Genomic DNA, 21,504 nt, shown 5'->3' with positions numbered 1-21,504 from the left:
ATTGTCCCTCATCGGCCGACCACTACTCTCGTGGGCGTGACTGTTCCGCATCGAGACGCCACCGACCCTCCACGTTCGTCGACCCCGCGACGCCGCACCGTCGTCGCGCTCGCGGTGCTTCCACTGAGCGCCGCGATCGCGCTGACCGGCTGTTCGTCCGACGACTCCGGCGGGACATCCGACTCCGGTCCATGTGCGGAATCGTCGAGCGTGGACCGCGCCGGGGTGCGACCGATCCCTGTCTCCGCAGCCACCGTGACTGTCGTCGACCCGGGGTCCGGCACTCCGCAGCCGCTGACGCCCGCACCGGACACCGCTCGCGCGCAGAAGGTGACGTTGACGACGGACTCGTTGGAAGCGAGCATCGCGCCGGATGCGCAGAACAAGCAGCAGGTGCAGCGAACGCAGCAGAACCTCACGACGCCGATCACGGCTCGAGTGGTGTGCGACGATCCGTCGAACCTCGAGTTCACGATCGGCACGCCGACCACCCTCGACGATGCTCTGACTCCGGAACTGGGCGCGATATCCGGTTCGGCCGGAGGGGCCACCTTCGCGCCCGGCCTCAATCCGCAGATGCTGAGGCTGCTCCCCAACGACGACTCGTCGTCGCCTGCGAGGAGCGCAGTCGAGCAGTCGTTCACCGGGGCGTTCGATCAGTCGATCCCACTGCCGACGGAGCCCGTCGGCGTCGGCGCGCGGTGGGAGTCGGTTCGCACGATCGCCTCGGCCGCCACCATTCGCCGCACCACCACGGTGACGCTCAAGGCGCGCGTCGGATCTGTGCTGACCTTGGCGGTGACCGTCGACGAGACGCCGGTGGACTCGGTGTTCCGCATCCCGGGGTCGGCCCAGACGCTGACCATCGACCGCTACGCGATGTCGGGGTCCGGAGAGGTGACCGTCGACCTGACGAAGATGCTGCCGACCGGGGGGAAGATCGTCACCAAGGGTGCGCGTCAGCTCTCCGGAGACGCTGGAGCCCCTCCGCTGCTCCAGCAGAACGAGTACACCGTCTCGTGGAGTCCGGCGGCCCCCTGACCGTCACGTCGAGACCCGTTGAAACGCACGAATGCCCCCGCCGGGCGGCGGGGGCATTCGTGTCAGCAGGCCGGACTCAGTTGGTCGACTTCGCCTTCTTCTTCGACGACGGCGTGTCGCTCGCGCACAGCGGCGACTTGGTGTCGCTCATCGCGAGCAGCGAGCACACGGTGTCCTTCGACAGCTTCCAGCGGCCGTTGTCGAAGACGATCGATGCGTCGATCGGGTTCGCCGGGTTGCCTGGAATCTTGACGAGGACCTTCACCTTGGCCTTCTTCGGGCCGTTCTTGGTGACCGGAGCCTTGATCCGGTAGGTGACCTTCGGGTTGTCCTTCTTCGCCTTGACCAGCTTGTCGAAGATCGACGGATCCTTCTCGGAGCCTTCGATGAGGTCGACCTTCTCCGATGCCTTGATCTTCGGATCAAGGGCGGTCGTCAGCATGTCGTTGAGCGCGGCGACGCTCGGGACCTTGCTCGCGTTGGTCATCTCCGCTTCGGTGCCGGTCGCCTCGGTGCTGGTCGAGGCGGCGGCCGACGAGCTGGTCGAGGTGGGCACGGGCGGCACGCCGGAGTCGTCGGAGCCGCACGCGGCGGTGGTGGCGACAGCAGCGGCCACCACGGCAACGGCCACGAAATTGCGAATCTTCAAGAGTTCAATCCTCACGTCATGTTCCGCCCTGGCCGACTGTCGAGCCCGAGCACACATCCACTATGCCAAAAGGCGGCGGCGGCACGCATCCGATCATTCGCGACACATCCGCCACTTCCGTCCCGTGCGCTACCGATGACCAGCGCACACGTCCCGCCAGAAAGTGCAACAATCGGCCCATGAACGCATGCCGGGTTGTGATGATCACCACCGGCGGGACGGCCGCGTCCCGCACGACGGACGACGGAGCGGTACCCGTACTGACCGCAGCGGACCTCGTCCCGACGGTCTCCGACGACATCACGGTGATCCCCGTCGAGTTGATGGCTGTCGACTCGTCCGCGATGACAGTCCGTGAGCAGTTCGCCGTGGTCCGCGCGATCGCCGACGCCCTCGACGACCCGGAAGTGGCCGGAGTCGTCGTCACACACGGGACCGACACACTCGAGGAGACCGCCTACCTGGCCGACCTCTTCGCAGCTGATCCACGAACGGTCGTGTTCACCGGCGCGCAGTATCCGGCCGATCACCCGGAGTCCGACGGCCCGGCGAACATCACGACGGCCGTCACCGCCGCCGCCGATCCGCAGTATCGCGGGCGCGGTGTGCTGGTCGCACTAGGCGGATCGATCCTGAACGCCCGTGGAGTGTTCAAACGCTCGACCACCGACATTCGGGCCTTCGACACGGTGAATGCCGACCTCCCGCGCCCCTTGGTCGCCGACGCCCTCCCGGACCGGCTCCGCGCGCGCGTGGATCTCATCGCGCTGTACCCGGGAGTCTCACCGGGGACCATCGCCGCGGCGGTTGAACAACGCGCGTCCGGCATCGTCCTGTCGGCGACCGGGTCGGGGAACACGCACCCCGACATCACCGCCCAGGTGAGCCTCGCCGTGCAGCGCGACGTTGTCGTCGTCGTCTCGACCCGTGTCCCGTTCGGCACGGTCGAACCGACCTACGGCGGAGGGGGCGGCGGGGTCGATCTCGACCGGGCCGGCGCGATCTTCTCCCCATGGCTCCGGGCGCCGCAAGCCCGGATGGCGCTGCTCGCGCTGCTGTCGATCGGAGCGGACCGTCAGCGGGTGTCCGAGTTCTTCGCGGCGTCGTCGCCGTCCTGATCCCACCCGAGGCTGTCGAGCGGATCAGCCCTGGTCAGGCCGGACGCTGCCAGCCGGAAGTTCCGGGTGCGCCCCGGGCCGGTCTCACGTGTCTCGAAGCGCACTGTCACGAACCCGTGTCCACCGCCCTGCACCCAGCCGTGCCCGTGGTCGGGATGTCGGACATCGGTGCCGGTCGGCAGGTCGTCGTCTCGCTCCGGCCCTCGGGGGATCTGCACCCCGCGCGGCACGTCCACCGGGTCTGTGCCGGCAGTCGGGTCAGCGTCGAGTTCGGGGAAGAGTGAGTCCTGTCGGACGTCGGTGAGCCCCGCGTACCCGACGCCGACGAGACGGATGGGACCGATCTCCGACGGATCGAGCATCACCTTCAACGCGGCGCTCGTGAGGACGTCGAGGTCGGTCGTCGCGGCGTGCAAGGTCGACGAGCGGGTCAACACGGACATGTCGCTCCGCCGAAGCTTCACCACAACCGTTCGCGCACCTCGACCGTCGTCGATCAGCCGGCGATGCGCATCGGCTGCGGCAGCCAGTACCGCGGCGCGCAGACCGACGAGGTCGATGATGTCGGTGGCGAAGGTCGATTCTGCACTGATCTGCTTCGCACTGGCGCGTTCGGCGACTGGTCGATGATCGATCCCTTTGGCGAGTTGATGCAGGGCGGGGCCGACGGTGCCGCCGAGCACGGAGGCGACTTCGGCGTCCGACATCGCGGCTAGGTCCCCGATCGTCTCCACGCCCAGGCGCGCGAGACGGTCGCCGGACACCGGCCCGATCCCCCACAGTTTCCGGACCGGGAGTTCCTGCAGGAACTCGAGTTGACGACTCGGTTCGATCACTCGAAGTCCGTCGGGTTTCGCCAATCCGGACGCGATCTTCGCGATCTGTTTGCCGGTCCCGAATCCGACGGAGGCCGCCAGTCCCGTTGTGTCACGTATCGCAGCCCGCATGCTGCGGGCGAAGTCCGCAGCGTCGTCGACGGTGGCCCCCTGCAGCTCCGTCGGCTCCCCGAACGCCTCGTCGAACGACAACGTCTCGATGACGGGCGCGAACTCTCGAACGATGCCGAACACTCGCGCGCTGACGACGCGGTACACGTCGATACGCGGCGGCAGAACCACGGCGGACGGTCCGACGAGACGCCGCGCTTGATGCATCGGCATGGCGGAACGCGCGCCGAACGCTCGGGCTTCGTAACTGGCGCCTGCGACGACACCGCGTCCACCGCTTCCGCCGACGAGGACTGGACGCCCGGCGAGCGTCGGCCGGGTCAGTTGTTCCACCGAGGCGAAAAACGCGTCCATGTCGATGTGGAACACCCACCGCGAGCTGCGTTCTGCGGTCACCGTTCGCGGCAGAGTGCCAGGACGCGCGGATCGGTCGACGTGAAGCGGTCGACCTCTTCCCCACCGTCGCACCGCAGCAGTGAGATCGTCACCGAGTCGGCTCGTAGCGCCGCGACCGACCACTGCGCGCCCGCGTCTTCCCAACGCTGCAATCGTTCCAGGTCGTCGGTGAGCATGTCTGAAGAGTTTAGTCCTCCTCCGACTGAGCCGAATCCTCCCCGCTCCTCAAGCGAGCGGCACCACTGGACGCAGGCCCGCTCCGGGAGCAGGAATCGGTCGTGTACTACTGCGGTGGGACAGACCAGTCCGGATACTTCGGCGCGAGGGTGTCCCCACTCGACACACCACGAAGGCGGCGGCCCAGCCATGGTCCGGCGAAACCGGTGACCCAGGTCAGTGCCTGGCGCGCCTGCTCGGCAGTACTCAGGTCTGGCAGCGGTGCCAGTTCGAGCGTCTGGAGGTCGTGGTCCACACCGAGCGCGTCGAGGACCGCCATCGCCATTCGCTGGTGCCCGGCGGCCGACATGTGCAGTCGGTCGAAGCTCCAGAGGCGGACGTCGTCGTAGTCGCGGAGTCGCCAGTAGTCGACGAGCACGGCGTCATGACGGTCGGCGATCTCCCGCATCGCTTCCGCCAGAATCGCGAACCGTCCGCGCAAGGCCCGGAATCCCGCGGCCGCACCCGGATCGTGAGGCGTGAACAGCACAACTGTCGTACCCGTCGCCCTGAGGCGACCTATCGCGTCGTCGTACACCGCAGCGAGGGCGGTGATGTCTACCGATAGGCGCAGCAGGTCGTTGCCTCCAGCGTGGATCGTGACGAGGTCCGGACCGAGCGCGATCGCCGCGTCGACCTGTTCCTCGACGATCGGCACGAGCTTGCGACCACGGATCGCCAGATTCACGTACCGTGCCTCCGGCTGCGCGGCGTGCAGCACGGCTGCGACCCGATCCGCCCACCCCCGGACACCGTTCGGAAGGGCCGGATCGGCATCTCCGACACCTTCGGTGAAGGAGTCGCCGAGGGCCGCATACCGCAGATAAGTCACCATGCAAGCGTACCTATGCGGGTTCGAGAACCAGCATCGGGCAGTCAGGCCTTCGTCACGTCGGCGGAGACTCCGTCGTTGAGCTCGATCGCCGCAGCGTCGCCGGTCTCGACGTCGAACGATGTCGCGAGGACTTCGCCTGCGATCATCGCAGCGTGAGTTCTGGCGGTGTCCACCCGATCCTCCGGCACCACGAGCCGGACGACGATGCGATCCGAGATCTCCAGACCGAGGTTCCGTCGGGCATCCTGCAGTTCACGAATGCGGTCCTTGGCCCAGCCCTCCGCTTCGAGCTCCGGGGTGACGGCGGTGTCGAGCACCACGAGTCCGGCGCCGCTCGGCAACTCGGCCGTCGAGTCCGGCGATGCCGCGACGAGCTTGCGGGAGAACTCCTCTCCCCGCAGTTCGATGCCGTCGGCGACGACGATCTGCTCACCGGTCTCCGCACTGGTCGCGAACTCCCAGTTCCCCGACTTGACCGCCTTGATGGCCCGTTGGACCTCCTTGCCGATGCGGGGTCCGGCCGCGCGAGCGTTGACCGCCACCTCGACCTTGCCGAACGAGTCGACGTCGGTCGACAGGTCGACCTTCTTCACGTTCATCTCGTCCGCGATCAGGTCCGCGTACGGCGCCATCAATTCAGCGGTCGGGGACGCGACAGTCAGACCGGGCAGCGGCAGACGCACGCGCAGCTTGTTCGCCTTGCGGACGCTCGAGGCGACCGAGCAGACCGACTGGATCTCGTCCATCGCCGCCACGAGATCGGCGTCGGCGGGCAGTTCGCCATCGGCGGGCCAGTCGGTCAGGTGCACCGAGCGCTCCCCGGTGAGACCGCGCCACATGGCCTCGGTCGCCAACGGCAGGAGCGGCGCAGCCAGGCGGCCCGCCACCTCGAGCACCGTGTACAGCGTGTCGAACGCGTCGGCATCGGAGTCCTGGCCCGCCCAGAAACGTGCCCGCGAACGTCGGACGTACCAGTTGGTGAGCGACTCGCAGAACTCGCGGAAGCTCTCGCAGGCACCCGCGATGTCGTAGACGTCCAGGGCTTCGGTCATCTCGTCCCGCGTCGCCGCAAGCTTGGCGAGGATGTAGCGGTCGAGGACGTTCTCCGAGTCCGTGCGCCACGTGGCCTGGCGATCCGCGTACAACTGCAGGAAGCTGTAGGCGTTCCACATCGGGAGCAGCGCCTGGCGGACGCCCTCGCGGATGCCGCGCTCGGTGACGACCAGATTGCCGCCGCGCAGGATCGGCGACGCCATCAGGAACCAGCGCATCGCGTCGGAACCGTCGCGGTCGAACACCTCGTTGACGTCCGGGTAGTTGCGCTTGGACTTGCTCATCTTCTGACCGTCGTCGCCCAGCACGATGCCGTGAGCGGCGACGGTCTTGAACGCCGGACGGTCGAACAGTGCGGTCGCGAGAACGTGCAGGTTGTAGAACCAGCCGCGCGTCTGACCGTTGTACTCGACGATGAAGTCGCCCGGGTTGTGCGGCAGGATCCCCTTCTCGACCGAACCGTCGAACCAGTCGGTGTTCTCGAAGGGATAGTGCGCCTGCGCGAACGGCATCGAGCCCGACTCGAACCAGCAGTCGAGGACCTCGGGGACACGGCGCATCGTCGACCGTCCCGACGGGTCGTCGGGGTTCGGCCGAGTCAGTTCGTCGATGTACGGCCGATGCATGTTCGTCGGTCGAACGCCGAAGTCGGCCTCGAGCTCGTCCAGGCTGCCGTACACGTCGACACGGGGGAACTCCGGGTCGTCGGACACCCACACGGGGATCGGTGCGCCCCAGAATCGGTTGCGACTGATGTTCCAGTCCTTGGCGCCCTCGAGCCATTTGCCGAACTGGCCGTCGCGGATGTGCGACGGCGACCAGGTGATCTCCTGGTTCAGCTCCAACATCCGCGCCTTGATCGGCTGGACTGCCACGAACCACGACGGGACGGCCATGTAGATCAGCGGCTTGCCCGACCGCCACGAGTGCGGGTACGAGTGCTCGATCGTCTCGTGCCGGAGGATCCGGCCGGCTTCTTTGAGGTCCTTGATGATGACGGGGTTCGCGTCGAACACCATCAGACCCTCGTACGGCGGGACCTGCGAGGTGAACTTGCCACCCGGATCGAGAGGCTGCACCACCTCGATGCCGTTGGCGGTCGCGCAGTCCATGTCCTCCTCACCGAATGCGGGAGCGAGGTGGACGATGCCGGTGCCACTGTCGGTGGTCACGTAGTCCGCGAGCAGAACGCGGTGGGAGTTCGGGTGTCCTGCGAAGAAGTCGAACGGCGGCGTGTAGGTCAGATCCGCGAGTTCGCGTCCGACGTGCGTGCCGATCGTCTCCACCTCGCCGAGTTCCTTGGCGTACGCCCCGACCAGGGCCGTGGCCAGCAGATAGTCGACGCCCTCCGCTGTGCGCACATGGGAGTACTCGACGTCCGGATGAACGGCGATCGCGAGGTTCGACGGCAGGGTCCAGGGTGTCGTCGTCCAGATGAGGGCGTTGACTCCGTCGAGCGGCGAACCCGGAGCTGTGAGCGGCATGGTGACGGTCACGGCCGGATCCTGGCGCATCCGGTAGGCGTCGTCGAGCTTCGCCTCCTGATTCGACAGCGGGGTCTGCTCGTACCACGAGTACGGCAGCACACGATAGCCCTGGTACACCAGACCTTTGTCGTGCAGCCGCTTGAACGCCCACATGACCGACTCCATGAAGTCGAGATCGAGCGTCTTGTAGTCGTTGTCGAAGTCCACCCAGCGGGCCTGGCGGGTCACGTAGTCACGCCATTCGCCGGTGTACCGCAGAACCGAGTCGCGGCAGTAGTCGTTGAACTTCTCGACGCCCATGGTCTCGATCTCCGACTTGTCGGTGATCCCCAACTGACGCTCGGCTTCGAGTTCGGCCGGCAGGCCGTGCGTGTCCCAGCCGAAGCGCCGGTCGACCTTCTTGCCTCGCATGGTCTGGTAACGCGGGACCACGTCCTTGACGTAGCCGGTCAGCAGGTGACCGTAGTGCGGCAGACCGTTGGCGAAGGGCGGGCCGTCGTAGAAGACGAACTCGGGAGCGTCGTCGCGGTTGGCGATCGACGCCTTGAAGGTGTCGTCCGACGCCCAGAAGTCCAGCACCCGCTGCTCGACGTCCGGAAACGACGGAGCACCGCGACCGGTGCCGCCCGTCAGGTCGACGATCGGGTACACCGGTGCGGTGCTCGTGGTGTCAGTGTCGGGGGCGTTGTCGCTCACCAGTGTCTCCTCGTGCCAGTGCTGACATGTCAGCGTGTCTCGGCACGGGGACGCTCACCTATGCGATGCGCGCGGTACCACCCCGCTTGCGTCGCACCGGAATGCGACGCCTCTCGAATCTACGGCTGTGACGGGCCTACCCGTCCGGTTCTACTGGGGCGCACGCGCCTGTTCTTCCGGATGCTCCCCGGTGATGGCCGGATCATCGCTTGATCGTGACGGAGTCTACCCGTTGCGCGGTTCGCCGGTCGAGTCGGCGTCGCCCGGCTCGTCGCCGTACACGAGCTTCATCGCGGGCAGCGACGGATCAGGTGTGTTGACGACGACGGAGTCCGATTCGCCCTCCACGCGGCGACGACGCCCGACGTACCCGGAGTCGGTGTTGATCTGCGGCTGACCGCCGGTGATCGGGTCCGACGTCTCGAGCGGCTGAGGGTTCGGCTGATACGACTGGACAGCCGGAATACGGCCCGTCTGGGATGCGGCCGGGAACTGCCCCGTGACCGATCGAATGTAATCGTTCGCATCGCCGGTCTCGGCTTCCACAGGCTGCTGGCCGGCGTCGAAACGCGGCTGCTCGCCGGTGTCGAAACGAGGCTGCTGGCCGGTGTCGAAACGAGGCTGCTGGCCGGTGTCGAAACGAGGCTGCTGGCCGGTGTCGAAACGCGGTTGCTGACCGGTGTCGAAAGTCGGCAGGCGACCCGAGTCGATCGGCTTCTCCAACGGAACCGGACTTCCGTGCGCCTCCGGGGAGACGATCGAACCCAGTCCGGAGGCCTCCGGCTCGGGGTCGGCGTCCCACGACGGCGTGCGGTCTGCGACGGGCTCCTCAACGTCGTCGTCCGCGAGCGGCTCCGCGCGTGAGGACGACTCGCGTCCGCGGATGGTGAACAACGGTTCGTCGTCGACGCCCGTCCCTCCGCGCTTGCCCGCCCGGATGGTGTCGATGAGGAGCACGGCCAGGCCGACCACGCACACGACGATGCATGCGATGGCGAGCGCGAAGTTCGAGCTCACGAGAGCGAACACGAGAAGGCCGAAACCGACGAGAGTCAGCGCTACGGCGATTGTCAGCACGAGCGAGGTCCTCTCGTCGGTTCAGCGTTCGAAGGTGCGGTCACGCTAGTTCTGCGGGTAGCCGCCGTCAAAACCCTGCGGCGCCTGGGTCGAGTCGGCCGGTGCGGCACTGCCTCGCTGCTGCAGCTCTTCCAGCTGCGACTCGAGGTAGGTCTTCAGGCGGGTCCGGTACTCGCGCTCGAAGGTCTTGAGCTGCTCGATGCGACCCTCCAGCACGCCACGCTGCTGGTTGATGGTCGACATGATCTCGGTGTGCTTCTGCTCGGCGTCGCGCTGGAGGAAGTCTGCACGCTCTTGCGCCTGGCGGACCTGAGCCTCGGCACGGGTCTGCGCATCGGCGAGAAGCGCCTCACTGCGCTGACGGGCGTCGGCGAGCGTCGCGTCGGCGTTGCCCTGCGCTTCGTTCACCATGAACTCGCTGCGCTGGCGCGCGTCGGTCAACAGACTGTCCGCCTCGGCACGAGCAGAACCGGTCACTCGGTCAGCAGTGTCCTGAGCGAGGGCGAGAACGCGTGCGGCGCGACCGTGCGCCTCCTCGTCGTTGACGACGGGAGCGGCAGCGACAGGAGCGGGCTCGGGGACCGGCGCGGGCGCCGGAGCCGAGAACGCCTGGGTACGGTCGGCGCCACCCTTGGCACGGGCCTCCGCCAGTTCTGTCTCGAGTTCGGAGACGCGCTGCTTGAGGTCGTTGTTCTCGTCGATCAACCGTGCAAGCTCCGCCTCGGCGAAGTCGAGGAACTGGTCGACCTCGTCCTCGTTGTAGCCACGCTTACCGATCGGCGGTTTGCTGAACGCCACGTTGTGCACATCAGCCGGTGTCAGCCGCATTTCGGTTCCCCTTTTACATCTCACTCGAATCCGGTCGGCTTCGAGTCCGTATGTCCTGCGTCGAGTACATGCAGTCCGCGTGAGCGAACACGTTCGATGCGACGGAGTTTCCATCGCAATTCCATTAATACCAGTACCACTACGTCACTAGCGTGTCATCTCGTCACTCCAGGACCAAGTTTCATCCACAGGCTCTACCCGTTCGAAATACAATCTCGATCGTTTTGTCATCCGCCACGCGCCACTGCACCGATCAGTGCGATCCAGGGGGCCTGACCGCGCCAAAGCCCACGTCAGAGACCTTCGAGGATGCTCGACCCGGCCGCCCCGGCACTCGGGGCGGCATCACGTTCGTGTGATCTGCATTCCACTGCCCCCGGTTACCGCCACACTCGGTGAATCAGTATTTCCTATTCAACAGAGAACGGGAACAATTGTTCGACAGCTTCGACTCGGTCGATCTACAGTCCGGATGCGACCGCGAAATGCTGAGTCACCTGCATGCCGATCGCGACCAGAATCAGGATGATCATGAGAGACAGGTCCAGACGCACAGCGCCGAGATTGAGCGGCGGAATCAGCCGGCGCAGAAGCTTGACGGGCGGATCGGTCAGCATGAACACGACCTCGATGATCACCACCGACGGCCCCTTGGGTCGCCAACGACGCGCGAACGACTGCACCATCTCCACCACGAGCCTGCCGAGCAGGAGCAACGTGTAGACGAACAGCGCGAAATAGAGGATCCACAGAAACGATGTCACCTGTCAATCGTGCCTGATGTCAGACGACAACGCCGCGTCGACCCGCCGGAGGAGGCGGTTCGACGCGGCGTGGGCGTCAGGGCGAGAGGTCGCTCAGGACTGGTTGGAGAATCCCGTCTCGGCGATCCGTCGACGCTGTTCGGGGCTCACGTCGATGCCCGCGGGCGAGAGCAGGAACACCTTGGTGGCGACCTTCTCGAGCGAGCCGCGCACCGCGAAGGCGAGCCCAGCAGCGAAGTCCACCAGTCGCTTGGCATCGTCGTTGCTCATGTCGGCGAGGTCGATGATGACCGGATTGCCGTCACGGTAGCGCTCACCGATGGTTCGGGCCTCCGAGTAGTCGGCGGGACGCAGCGTCGTGATCTTGGCCGCGGTGTCGGCGACGGCATCGACGTCCATGCGGGGCTCCGGCGCAATGGCATTCGCTCCGCGCACCTGCAGACCCGACGGCCGCTCGAGGGGTTCGAGGCGCGAACGGAGCGGCGCCTCATCGGCGAGGCGGCGCGGGGCCTCCGCGCGGCGTGCCGCGACATACGGACGCTCCGAGCGCGGGGCGTAGCCGCGCGAGCCCTCGAAACGACCGCCGTCGTGCATGACGGGTTCACGCAGGTTTGCATCGGCGTACTCGGGTTCACGGTAGCCCGCGTCACGGTACTCCCCTCGGAACTCCGACGCGCGGTAGTCGTCGTCCTCGTAGAAGGGCTCCTCGCGCAGCGAGTTCGAACGGTACTTCTCCATGTACGTCCGCTCACGAGCGCTGGGCTCGCCGTCGGACGGACCGTCGAAGTAGTCGTCGTCGTACTCGTTCGGAGGCACCATGCCGAAATATGCCTTGAACTTCTGCATCGTCGTCATCGGAAGCCTTTCTCGAGATGCGCGTGATCCGTGTGGAAGTTGTTGCCAGTTGGTCCAGGTGGTTCTGTTGGGACCAATGTGACTAGAGAGAGAGTATCGGTCGCGGACCCATGATCGCGGTTCCGACACGCACACATGTCGATCCGGCTGCAATCGCCTCTTCGAGGTCACCTGACATGCCGGCTGAGAACTCTCGAGCCTCCGGATGCGAGACGATGAAGCGCTCCCGCACCGCCGCTGCCTGCTGCATTGCGGCTCCGGCCTCGATGTCGAGTGGCGCGATCACCATGAGGCCCTCCAAGCACAGCGCATCATGGGAGGCGACGCGATCCGCGGCATCTGCGAGATCGGCCTCGACGAGGCCACCACGTGAGGGGTCACCGTCGAGGCTCAACTGCAGCAGCACACCGAGAGGCGAGGTCCGTTCACCCTCATCGCGGCACCGAGCCGCGGCACCGCCGAAGGCGTCGATCAAGTCCAGCGAGTCGACCGAATGCACTCGACGCGCCCATCGCGCGACCGACCGTGCTTTCTTACGCTGCACCGTGCCGATCATGTCGGCGTCGAACGAGACGTCAGGACGCGCAGCGGACACCTCGGCCAGTTTGCGGCCGGCCTCCGGTTCACGCGACTCCCCCACCTCGCGCACACCCAGGTCGAGCAGATGCACAACGTCCGACGCCGGGAAGAACTTGGTGACGACAAGCAGCGTGACGTCACCGTCGGCGCGTCCCGCAGCACGGGTGGCGTCGGCCACCCGCGTCTGCGCCGCGCTCAGTGCCGCCGACAGCGCGTCACGTCGGGAATCCGTCACTCGCGCCCCTGTGCGGCGGAGGAGTCCATCCAGACGACCGATGCGATGCGCCCGGTCGGCGCTCCGCGTCGGTGACTGAACAGTGACAGGTCGTCGATCGTGCAGCGCGGATCGACGGCTACGCCTCCGACACCGGCATCGAGCAGTTGGCGACGGATGCCTGCACGCAGATCGAGTCCCGCGGTTCCCTTGCTGGTGCGGCACGCGCTGCCGGGGAGGTGCTTCTCCACGTCGGCCTGCATCGCACTGGGCACCTCGTAGCGATCACCACTGGCGGCGGGCCCGAGGAACGCGCCGATTCGATCGGCCCTGGCCCCGAGATCCATCATCGCCTCGAGAACGACGGGCACGATGCCGATCCGAGCGCCGACGCGCCCGGCGTGGACGGCGGCGATCACGCCGGCCTCGTCATCGCTGAGCAGGATCGGCACGCAGTCGGCGGTGAGCACAGCGAGTGCCAGATCGGTTCGCGACGTGACGAGCGCGTCGGTCACCGGAACCGGCTCGGCGACCGGTCCGTCGACGACGGTCACGGTACGACTGTGGACCTGCTCCATCCAGACCACCCGATCCGGACCCACACCCAGATCGCGGGCCAGGCGCGCCCGATTCTCCGCGACTGCGACGGGATCGTCGCCCACGTGGTCGCCCAGGTTGAACGAGTCGTACGGCGACTGCGAGACCCCACCGGCCCGCGTGGTCACGGCACGACGGACCGTGTACGCCACGGTCACTTCATGAAGTCGGGAACGTCGACGTCATCGTCGTCGAAGCGCAGCGAGTTGCGGCGCGGAGCCGGGTCGCCGAACGGGTTGCCCGGCTTCTCCCGCTCGCTGCCGAACAGCGGATCCTTCGCCGCCGGGGTCGAGACCTCGCCGGAACTCGCGGCCGCCACCTGGCTCCGGTTCGACACCGCGGGCGCATCGACCTTCTTGCGCGGCGTTCCACCGTCGAAACCGGCCGCGATCACGGTCACGCGCACCTCGTCGCCGAGGTTGTCGTCGATCACGGTGCCGAAGATGATGTTCGCCTCTTCGTGCGCAGCCTCCTGGACCTGCGACGCGGCATCGTTGATCTCGAACAGGCCGAGGTCGCTGCCGCCTGCGATCGAGATCAGAACACCACGCGCGCCCTCCATCGACGCCTCGAGCAGTGGCGAGTTGATCGCGGCCTGAGCCGCCTTGCTCGCACGACCGTCGCCCCGCGCGGCGCCGATTCCCATGAGCGCGCTGCCGGCATCGCTCATGACGCCCTTCACGTCAGCGAAGTCGACATTGATCAGGCCGGGCGTGGTGATCAGGTCGGTGATGCCCTGGACACCGTTGAGGAGCACCTCGTCGGCGCTGCGGAACGCGTCCATCAGCGACAGGTTGGAGTCGCCGAGCTGCAGGAGACGATCGTTCGGAATGACGATCAGCGTGTCGCACGACTCCCGCAGAGCAGTGATGCCGGCATCTGCCTGCCCACCGCGGCGCTTGCCCTCGAACGAGAACGGGCGCGTGACCACGCCGACGGTCAACGCGCCGAGCTTGCGAGAGATCGACGCGACGACGGGTGCGCCACCGGTGCCGGTGCCGCCTCCCTCACCTGCGGTCACGAAGACCATGTCCGCACCCTTGAGCAGCTCTTCGATCTCGTCGCGCGCGTCTTCGGCGGCCGCACGACCCACCTCGGGGTTCGCGCCTGCGCCGAGTCCACGGGTCGAGTCGCGGCCGATGTCGAGCTTGACGTCGGCGTCGGAGATCAGGAGCGCCTGAGCGTCGGTGTTGATGGCGATGAACTCAACACCCTTGAGACCCTGCTCGATCATCCGGTTGACGGCATTGACACCACCGCCGCCGATGCCGACGACCTTGATGACAGCCAGGTAGTTGTGGGGTGGCGTCATGATGCCTTTCCTAGTCCTGAATTCAAACCCTAAAGCTAAACCAAAGGGTTATAGTTATGTCAAGTACGTAACACTTGATGACAACGGTATTGATTGCGTGCAGATGTGCCGGGTAAGGCACGTGGGCGTGTCGCAGATTGTTCGCTGCGAAATCTCAGCTCACCGCGGGAAACTCCGGACTCGACACGTTGTAGGTGTCCCCATTCACCTTCAACGCGCTCTGCAGCGCCTCGGCCTTGTCGTCGGTCCGTTCTGCATCACCCCAGATCACGCGACGCTTCGACGCCATGACGAGGGTGATGTCGGCCGGCGACGACGCTTCGATCGTCGTCGTCCGAGACCGGAGCCACTCCGGCAACTCCTGCGCGACCGTCAGCGCCGCCAGAGTCGCCGGATCCTTCGATCCGGGATTCGGAACCGCCAGAATCGGCAGTCGAGCGAACGCCTTCGGCACCGCTTTCCGGTCGGCGAAGGTCAGGTAGACCATTCCGAGTCGGTCCATCACGCCGACTCCGCCCTGCCAATCGAGAGTGGCGACCGGCGTCCGCTCGGTGACCTCGATGGTCAGCGTGGACGGATAGCTTCGCTCCACCTTGACCTCCTCGACCGCGGGCAGCACCGCGATCCGATCCGCGATCGCACCGGTGTCGACCTGGAGAAGGGGGACACCCTGGGGTGCGTTCGCCAGGCGCAGCACCTCGTTGCGGTCGACGGCCGCGGTCCCGACCACATCGACCGAACGAACCGACATCAGAGGCGAATAGTACGCGACCGCGACTGCTCCCCCGACAAGTCCGAGCACACCGAGGATCACCAGAATCACGGTCGCCTTGCTCGGTCGCCGACCGCTGTCGCGGTCGGAACCTCGACGTCGGCGTCGACGACGCTCGTCGCCGTCGGCCATTACTGTTCTGCCAGCGCCGACAGGATCGACGCCGCCTGCATCGTGATGTCGCCGGCTCCGATGGTCAGAACCAGATCGCCACGTCGTGCACGCGCGGCCACCGCGCCGGGGATCGCAGACATGTTCGGCACGAACTCGGACGGCGCCGTCACCGCGTCGGAGATCAGCAGGCCGCTCACTCCAGGTTGCGGCGCCTCGCGAGCGCCGTACACATCAGCGACGAGCACTTCATCGGCGAGACTGAGCGCCTCGGCGAACTGAGCGGCGAACTCGGCAGTGCGCGAGTACAGATGCGGCTGGAAGACGGCGATCACACGACCCGATCCGTGCCGGACCACGTCGCGCGCCGCCGACAGCACGGCGCGGACTTCGGTCGGATGGTGTGCGTAGTCGTCATAGACGTCGACCTCCCGCTCGCGGCCGCGGAACTCGAACCGCCGGTGCACGCCGCCGAAACTCTCGATCCCGTCAGCGACGGCATCGACCGGTTGGCCGGTGCTCACACACGCCACGAGCGCACCGAGCGCATTGAGCGCCATGTGCCGTCCCGGCAGGGTCACGTCCAGCGACCTCTCCATCACGGTCGGTGCGACCGGCGGCGAGAGTCGGACCGCGGTGGTGCTGCCCGCCCCACGCGGAGTCACCTCGAGGAGTTCGGCCACCAGCGGCACATCCGGCGCCGAGTCGGCGTGGTCACCCGCGCCGTATCCCAGCACTGCGACTCCTCGATCGGTCAGCGTGGAGGCGACACGTCCGCCGAGCGCAGCCGAGCCGGGATCGTCGAGGCACAGCACCAGGACGCCACCGGGACGGATCAGCGCGACGAACTTGTCGAAGACCTCGACGTACGCCTGTTCGGTGCCGAAGAAGTCGAGGTGATCCACTTCGATGTTGGTGACCACGACGATGTCCGGGGTGTACTCGAGCAGCGAGCCGTCGCTCTCATCGGCCTCGGCCACGAACACTCCACCGCTGCCGTGGTGCGCATTGGTGCCCGACTCGTTGAGCTCACCACCGACCGCGAACGACGGGTCGCTGCCGCAGTGCTGCAGCGCGACGACCGACATCGACGTTGTCGACGTCTTCCCGTGTGTGCCGGAGATCAACAGGGTCCGGTGCCCCTCCATCAGGAGCGCGAGAACCTGCGGGCGGTACAGGATCGGGATCCCGCGCCTGCGCGCCTCGACGAGTTCCGGATTGTCCTTGGGGATCGCGGCGTGGGTGGTCACGACAACGGTCGGACCGCCGTCCAGCACGTCCAGCGCAGACGGGTCGTGGCCCACCGTGACCTGGGCGCCCCGCGTCCGGAGCGCAAGAATCCCACGGGAGTCTTTGGCATCCGAACCCGACACGCTTCCGCCCCGCGCGAGGAGGATGCGGGCCAGTCCGGACATCCCGGCGCCGCCGATGCCGACCATGTGTACACGGGCGAGCTGTTCGGGCAGCTGCGGCGACGGCGCGCTCATCGGATTCTTCTCTCGGTCGCGAGTTCCAGTGCTGCGGTGGCGACGGCGACGGCCGCGTCGCGGTGACCGACCGATGCCGCGGCCGCTCCCATCGTGGCCAGCCGATCCGCGTCGGTGATCAACGCCGGGATCTGCTCGGCGACCCACTCCGGAGTCACGTCGTTGTTGCCGACGATCAGGCATCCGCCGACCTTCTCGACGGGCAGCGCATTGAGTCGCTGTTCGCCGTTGCCGTGCGGCAGCGGAACGTACACGGCAGGCAGTCCGGCCGCTGAGATCTCGGCGACCGTCATCGCACCCGACCGACACATCACCAGGTCAGCAGCGGCGTAGGCGAGGTCCATCCGGTTCAGGTAACTGATGCCGACGTAGGCCGGTGCGCCCTCGGGCGAGACCGGACTGATCGAGTTCTTGGGTCCATACGCATGGAGCACTCCCACTCCGGCGTCGCCCAGGGCGCCCGCGGCGGGCGCTACCGCCTCATTGAGACGCTGTGCGCCTTGCGAGCCGCCGAACACCAGCAGCGTGGGCGCATCCGCGTCCAGCCCGAAGAACTGGCGGGCCTGTGCACGGACGGCGGGCCGATCGAGGCCGGTGATCGCTCCCCGGACGGGGATGCCGACGACCTCTGCACCTGCGAGCCCGCAGTCGGGCACGGCCGCGAGGACACGATCGGCGACCTTGGCGCCCACCTTGTTGGCGACACCCGCACTCGCGTTGGCCTCGTGGATCACCACCGGCAGTCGAGACGATCCGCGGAACGTCGACCGAGCCGCGAGATAGGCCGGCAGGGCCACGTAGCCGCCGAAGCCGACGACCACATCGGCGTCGACCTCCGCGAACACCTTGCGGGTCGCGCGAACCGAACGCAGAACACGCCACGGCGTCTTGGCCAGTTCCAGACCGGGCTTGCGGGGCAGCGGCACGGGCGGGATCAACTTCAAGTCGTATCCGCGTTCGGGGACGATTTTCGTCTCCAGTCCACGGGTGGTGCCGAGTGCCGTGATCCGCGCCGTCGGGTCGAGCTGACGGACTGCATCGGCGACGGCGAGTGCAGGCTCGATGTGTCCCGCCGTGCCCCCGCCTGCCACGACGACGGACAGCGGCCTGCCGGTCTCTCTGTTCTTGCTCACCGGCGCCTGGTCTCCCCTTCGTTCCGCCTCGTCGGCCGTGCTCGCGACGACGTGTCTGCGCCGCTGCGTCGTGATCGTTCCGCTCTCGCCGCAGCCGACCGAGGCTGGCGCGGCTGTTCACGTCGGAACGCTCCCGGCTGGCTGCCAGGATAGTGGATCTCGCCGGACCGGACAGACGTCGACCCGCTGCCTGCGACGGGACGCCGGACTCGAGACGACCGGGCGGGCGCCGGTCGGCGGCGGTCAGCCGACGGCGCCGGGCGGCGTCGCTCGCGGCGACTCCTGCTCACGGCGGCGCGTGGAGGTCTGTAGGCCTGCGGAACCGGCAGACGCAGGAGCCGCGCGAGGCCCTTCGGCTTCGGCCGAGTCAGCGCGGTGACGGCGGCGGGTTCGTGGCGCGCGGCGTTCGCGAGCAGCCCTAGCATCGCGAGCATCGTCAACGCCGACGTGCCGCCGTACGAGAGGATCGGCAACTGGATGCCGGTGACGGGCAGCAGACCGATCACGTAGCCGATGTTGATGAACGCCTGCGCGAGGAACAGCACGGTGATCGTCACCGACAGCAGTCGGAGGAACGGGTCCGCCGAACGTCGTGCGATCCGCATTCCCACCCAGCCGAGCAGGACGTACAGGATGACGACGCTGAGCGCCCCGATCAGCCCGAGCTCTTCGCCGATGATGGCGAAGATGAAGTCGTTGTGCGCGTTGGGAAGGTAGTTCCACTTCGCAGTGCCCTGACCGAGTCCCTTGCCGAAGATCCCGCCGTCGGCGAGAGCGAATTTGGCTTGATTCGCCTGGTAGCCCCCGCCGAGTACGTCCTGCGCACCGCCGAGGAAACTGAACACTCGAGCAGCGCGGTACTCCTCGACAAAGGCGAAGGCGACGAACCCGATGGCGCCGAAGAACGCGAACGACGCGACGATCCGCCCCGGCAGCCCGGCGAAGACGAGGAGAACGCCCACGATCATGACCAGGATCATCATCGTCGACTGGTTCGGCTGGATGGCCACGAGGAACGCCATCACCGCGGCGACCGGCAGCAGCGGGAGGAGGAGTTCCTTGCTGAAAGTCCCGCCGGGTCGCTTATGGGCGAGAATGCTCGCGCCCCAGAGACACAGTGCGACCTTCGCGACCTCGGACGGCTGAAGAGTGAGCCCTCCGATCTCGATCCACCGTTTCGCTCCACCGCCCTGCACGCCGACGCCGGGGATCATCACCATGATGAGCAGGAACAAGGAGACGAGGACCAGTGGGAACGAGAGCCGCTGCAACGCGGCGGGCGACACTCGCATCGCCAGGTAGAAGCCCACGAAGCCGAGCGCGACGAACATCGCCTGCGTCGTGAACATCCCGTACGCCGAACCGTCTTTCGAGTATCCGTCGACCGACGACGCCGACAGCACCATCAGGAGGCCGAGAACTGTCAGGATCACCGTCAGCGACAGCACCATGTGGAACGACGTCAACGGTCGGCCGACAAGATTGCCAATGCCCTGCCGCACGGTACCGATCACTGCACGGACGTCGAACGAGGACATCGACAGGTTCAGCCGCCGTGCCGTCTCCTGAGCGCGGCCGTCGTCAGCCGAATCCCCGGCGGCGTCGGCATCTGCATCGAGGATGTCCGGAGCCGGCGACCCGTTCGAACCGTGGTCGACTGCCGGTGAGTCCGGGGCGTCCGCCTCCGTTTCGGAGTCGACGGGCGTGTGGTCTTTCTCCTCGGCGTTCGTCGAGACGCCAGGCTCTGCCGTGGTCGAGCGCTTTCGACGCCGATCTCGACGATCACGGCCGTCTCTCCGGTCTCGACTGCTCATCGGTCTGCGACGGAGTCGGCGAGGGCCAGCGATGCGGTCGCGAACGAATCGCCCCGCGCGCCGTAACTGGCGAACATGTCGAGCGACGCGGCCGCGGGCGCCAACAGCACCGCGTCCACGGCACGACCGGAGTCCGCCTGTTCTGCCTCTGCCAACTGCCAGGCGGCCGATACCGCCTGCGCCATCACCGCGTCGGCGCTCGAAGCACCGGTCGCTGCGATGGCCGAAATGCCGCCATCAGTCCGCTGAGTCATCACCGAACCATCGTCCCTTGTGAATACTGTGACTGCTGGGACTTCTGGGGCGTGTCGCGCAATCGCGTCCATAATGGTGTCGCGATCCGTGCCAATCGCGACGATTCCCGCGAAACGGCGCTTGTTGTGTGCGATCAGGTCGTCGACCGGTGCGCCTTTCAGCAGGCCGCCTGCGATGAGCACCACTCGCTCATAGCCCGACACCGCAGCCTGCGCGGCGTGCGGGTTCGTGGCCTTCGAGTCGTCGACGAACCCGGTCGTGTTGATCCGCGCAACGATCTGGCCACGGTGCGCTGCAGGCGAGAAGCCGATCAGACCGCGCTCGACGGCCTCCGGATCGATCCCGATCGCACGGGTGACGGCGGCCGCGGCCAACGCGTCGAACAGCCCGGACGGACCTGCGGGCCGGATGCGATCGACGGCGATGAGCGGCACTGCGACGGCGGCGAACGCATTGTCGACGAGCATCCCGTCCACGACGCCGAGCTGGCCGGTCTGCGGCACGGCCAGCGTGAAGCCGATGCGCCGGGACTGCTCCCCTGCCGGGAGACCCGAGGCGACGGCGTCATCGAGACCGACGACCGCCACGTCGCCGAGCAGCGCCTGCTGTTTTGCGGCGGCGTACGCATCGAACGACCCGTGCCAATCGAGATGATCGTCGGCGACGTTGAGCACCACACCCGCCGCCGGGCGCACCGATGGCGCCCAGTGCAGTTGGAACGACGACATCTCGACACACAGGATGTCGGCCCGTGGCGTCGCGCGGAGCGCATCGGCGACGGTCAGCCCGATGTTGCCGCACGCGAGGACTGCCCGATCCGAGGCTTCGACGATCGCCTCCGCCATGGACGTGGTGGTGGTCTTGCCGTTGGTGCCGGTGATCACGAGCCAGGTGCGCGGCGGGCCGTACATGCCGGCCTGATCGGCGCGCCACGCCAGTTCGACGTCGCCCCACACCGGAATGCCCGCAGCGGCCGCGGCCACCAGCAACGCATCGTCCGGCCGGAAACCGGGCGACACGACGATCAAGTCGATGTCCGGCGGCGCACTGACCACGCCGTCGACGTCGAACGCATCGGGGCCGACCATTGCGACACCGCGCCCGGCGAGGTCGGGATCGGTCCCGCCGTGGGCGAACTTGGTGTCGAGCATGGTGACCCGGGCGTTCTGCTCGTCGAGCAGATTCAGCACCGCGAGACCGGTCGCCCGCGCCCCGGCGACCAGGACACGCTTGCCCGCGAGGTTCAGTTCCGACTGCTGCGCACTCAT

19 protein-coding genes are annotated in these 21,504 nt (G+C 67.1%); 2 read left to right on the top strand and 17 right to left on the bottom strand.

What is annotated here, in order from left to right:
* Positions 1 to 36 precede the first annotated feature (36 nt).
* The gene (locus WFK36_RS06445) at positions 37 to 1,041 is read left to right on the top strand and encodes a hypothetical protein (RefSeq protein WP_336790714.1); all 1,005 of its coding nucleotides are present in this window, start codon (positions 37 to 39) and stop codon (positions 1,039 to 1,041) included.
* A gap of 76 nt (positions 1,042 to 1,117) precedes the next feature.
* Here the strand turns inward: WFK36_RS06445 and WFK36_RS06440 are convergent, their stop codons facing one another.
* Positions 1,118 to 1,690 carry a WKL family lipoprotein gene (locus WFK36_RS06440; protein ID WP_008376725.1) on the bottom strand — a complete coding sequence of 191 codons (573 nt, stop codon included), beginning with the start codon at positions 1,688 to 1,690 and terminating at the stop codon, positions 1,118 to 1,120.
* A gap of 179 nt (positions 1,691 to 1,869) precedes the next feature.
* On the opposite strand from WFK36_RS06440, the gene WFK36_RS06435 reads away from it, so the two are divergent.
* On the top strand, positions 1,870 to 2,808 hold the full coding sequence (locus tag WFK36_RS06435) for an asparaginase (RefSeq protein ID WP_336790712.1): 939 nt from the start codon (positions 1,870 to 1,872) through the stop codon (positions 2,806 to 2,808).
* Here the strand turns inward: WFK36_RS06435 and WFK36_RS06430 are convergent.
* The 16 genes from WFK36_RS06430 to murD all read right to left on the bottom strand — a co-directional run bounded on the left by WFK36_RS06430 (position 2,766) and on the right by murD (position 21,504).
* Entirely contained in the window at positions 2,766 to 4,109 is a 1,344-nt protein-coding gene (locus WFK36_RS06430; RefSeq protein WP_419717470.1) for a DNA polymerase IV, read from the bottom strand. The genes WFK36_RS06435 and WFK36_RS06430 overlap by 43 nt on opposite strands.
* A gap of 38 nt (positions 4,110 to 4,147) precedes the next feature.
* Positions 4,148 to 4,327, bottom strand: coding sequence for a hypothetical protein (locus WFK36_RS06425; RefSeq protein ID WP_008376730.1), 180 nt, complete (start codon positions 4,325 to 4,327; stop codon positions 4,148 to 4,150).
* Between the two features lie 107 nt (positions 4,328 to 4,434).
* A complete protein-coding gene (locus WFK36_RS06420; RefSeq protein ID WP_419717455.1) occupies positions 4,435 to 5,202 on the bottom strand; it encodes an SGNH/GDSL hydrolase family protein in 768 nt (255 codons plus the stop codon).
* 41 nt (positions 5,203 to 5,243) lie between these two features.
* On the bottom strand, positions 5,244 to 8,438 hold the full coding sequence (ileS, locus tag WFK36_RS06415; RefSeq protein WP_336790707.1) for an isoleucine--tRNA ligase: 3,195 nt from the start codon (positions 8,436 to 8,438) through the stop codon (positions 5,244 to 5,246).
* Positions 8,439 to 8,663: 225 nt separating this feature from the next.
* Complete coding sequence (locus WFK36_RS06410; RefSeq protein ID WP_336790705.1) at positions 8,664 to 9,515, bottom strand: hypothetical protein; 852 nt, start codon at positions 9,513 to 9,515, stop codon at positions 8,664 to 8,666.
* A 45-nt stretch (positions 9,516 to 9,560) separates the two neighbouring features.
* Positions 9,561 to 10,343, bottom strand: coding sequence for a DivIVA-like cell division protein Wag31 (gene wag31, locus WFK36_RS06405; protein WP_008376735.1), 783 nt, complete (start codon positions 10,341 to 10,343; stop codon positions 9,561 to 9,563).
* Positions 10,344 to 10,804: 461 nt separating this feature from the next.
* The gene (locus WFK36_RS06400; protein ID WP_008376736.1) at positions 10,805 to 11,107 is read right to left on the bottom strand and encodes a YggT family protein; all 303 of its coding nucleotides are present in this window, start codon (positions 11,105 to 11,107) and stop codon (positions 10,805 to 10,807) included.
* Positions 11,108 to 11,200: 93 nt separating this feature from the next.
* Positions 11,201 to 11,962 carry a cell division protein SepF gene (locus tag WFK36_RS06395; RefSeq protein ID WP_336790701.1) on the bottom strand — a complete coding sequence of 254 codons (762 nt, stop codon included), beginning with the start codon at positions 11,960 to 11,962 and terminating at the stop codon, positions 11,201 to 11,203.
* An 82-nt stretch (positions 11,963 to 12,044) separates the two neighbouring features.
* Complete coding sequence (locus WFK36_RS06390; protein WP_336790699.1) at positions 12,045 to 12,776, bottom strand: YggS family pyridoxal phosphate-dependent enzyme; 732 nt, start codon at positions 12,774 to 12,776, stop codon at positions 12,045 to 12,047.
* Positions 12,773 to 13,504 (bottom strand): peptidoglycan editing factor PgeF, encoded by a 732-nt coding sequence (pgeF, locus tag WFK36_RS06385; RefSeq protein WP_336790697.1) that lies wholly within the window; start codon positions 13,502 to 13,504, stop codon positions 12,773 to 12,775. The genes WFK36_RS06390 and pgeF overlap by 4 nt, the downstream gene beginning before the upstream one ends.
* 2 nt (positions 13,505 to 13,506) lie before the next feature.
* Complete coding sequence (gene ftsZ, locus WFK36_RS06380; protein ID WP_336790695.1) at positions 13,507 to 14,664, bottom strand: cell division protein FtsZ; 1,158 nt, start codon at positions 14,662 to 14,664, stop codon at positions 13,507 to 13,509.
* Between the two features lie 154 nt (positions 14,665 to 14,818).
* Positions 14,819 to 15,568 (bottom strand): cell division protein FtsQ/DivIB, encoded by a 750-nt coding sequence (locus tag WFK36_RS06375; RefSeq protein WP_336790693.1) that lies wholly within the window; start codon positions 15,566 to 15,568, stop codon positions 14,819 to 14,821.
* Positions 15,568 to 17,034, bottom strand: a complete 1,467-nt coding sequence (gene murC / locus WFK36_RS06370) for a UDP-N-acetylmuramate--L-alanine ligase (RefSeq protein WP_336790691.1) — start codon at positions 17,032 to 17,034, stop codon at positions 15,568 to 15,570. Before murC ends, WFK36_RS06375 begins: the two co-directional genes overlap by 1 nt.
* A complete protein-coding gene (gene murG / locus WFK36_RS06365; RefSeq protein WP_336790689.1) occupies positions 17,031 to 18,167 on the bottom strand; it encodes an undecaprenyldiphospho-muramoylpentapeptide beta-N-acetylglucosaminyltransferase in 1,137 nt (378 codons plus the stop codon). Before murG ends, murC begins: the two co-directional genes overlap by 4 nt.
* Positions 18,164 to 19,981 carry a putative lipid II flippase FtsW gene (gene ftsW, locus WFK36_RS06360; protein WP_336790687.1) on the bottom strand — a complete coding sequence of 606 codons (1,818 nt, stop codon included), beginning with the start codon at positions 19,979 to 19,981 and terminating at the stop codon, positions 18,164 to 18,166. The genes murG and ftsW overlap by 4 nt, the downstream gene beginning before the upstream one ends.
* Positions 19,978 to 21,504, bottom strand: coding sequence for a UDP-N-acetylmuramoyl-L-alanine--D-glutamate ligase (gene murD / locus WFK36_RS06355; protein ID WP_336790685.1), 1,527 nt, complete (start codon positions 21,502 to 21,504; stop codon positions 19,978 to 19,980). Before murD ends, ftsW begins: the two co-directional genes overlap by 4 nt.

Source organism: Gordonia malaquae, assembly GCF_037148075.1.
Taxonomy (GTDB): Bacteria; Actinomycetota; Actinomycetes; order Mycobacteriales; family Mycobacteriaceae; genus Gordonia; species Gordonia malaquae.
The sequence above is the reverse complement of the archived record's forward strand: the minus strand, read 5'-3'. Positions and strand labels throughout refer to the sequence as shown.

Excerpts from the sequence above, each read along its gene's own strand:
- WFK36_RS06375 (WP_336790693.1), bottom strand. The coding sequence starts at position 15,568 with ATGGCCGACGGCGACGAGCGTCGTCGACGCCGACGTCGAGGTTCCGAC.
- WFK36_RS06425 (WP_008376730.1), bottom strand. The coding sequence starts at position 4,327 with ATGCTCACCGACGACCTGGAACGATTGCAGCGTTGGGAAGACGCGGGC.
- WFK36_RS06430 (WP_419717470.1), bottom strand. The coding sequence starts at position 4,109 with ATGGACGCGTTTTTCGCCTCGGTGGAACAACTGACCCGGCCGACGCTC.
- ftsW (WP_336790687.1), bottom strand. The coding sequence starts at position 19,981 with ATGAGCAGTCGAGACCGGAGAGACGGCCGTGATCGTCGAGATCGGCGT.
- wag31 (WP_008376735.1), bottom strand. The coding sequence starts at position 10,343 with ATGCGGCTGACACCGGCTGATGTGCACAACGTGGCGTTCAGCAAACCG.
- ftsZ (WP_336790695.1), bottom strand. The coding sequence starts at position 14,664 with ATGACGCCACCCCACAACTACCTGGCTGTCATCAAGGTCGTCGGCATC.
- murD (WP_336790685.1), bottom strand. The coding sequence starts at position 21,504 with ATGAGTGCGCAGCAGTCGGAACTGAACCTCGCGGGCAAGCGTGTCCTG.
- WFK36_RS06420 (WP_419717455.1), bottom strand. The coding sequence starts at position 5,202 with ATGGTGACTTATCTGCGGTATGCGGCCCTCGGCGACTCCTTCACCGAA.
- WFK36_RS06395 (WP_336790701.1), bottom strand. The coding sequence starts at position 11,962 with ATGACGACGATGCAGAAGTTCAAGGCATATTTCGGCATGGTGCCTCCG.
- murC (WP_336790691.1), bottom strand. The coding sequence starts at position 17,034 with ATGAGCGCGCCGTCGCCGCAGCTGCCCGAACAGCTCGCCCGTGTACAC.
- WFK36_RS06435 (WP_336790712.1), top strand. The coding sequence starts at position 1,870 with ATGAACGCATGCCGGGTTGTGATGATCACCACCGGCGGGACGGCCGCG.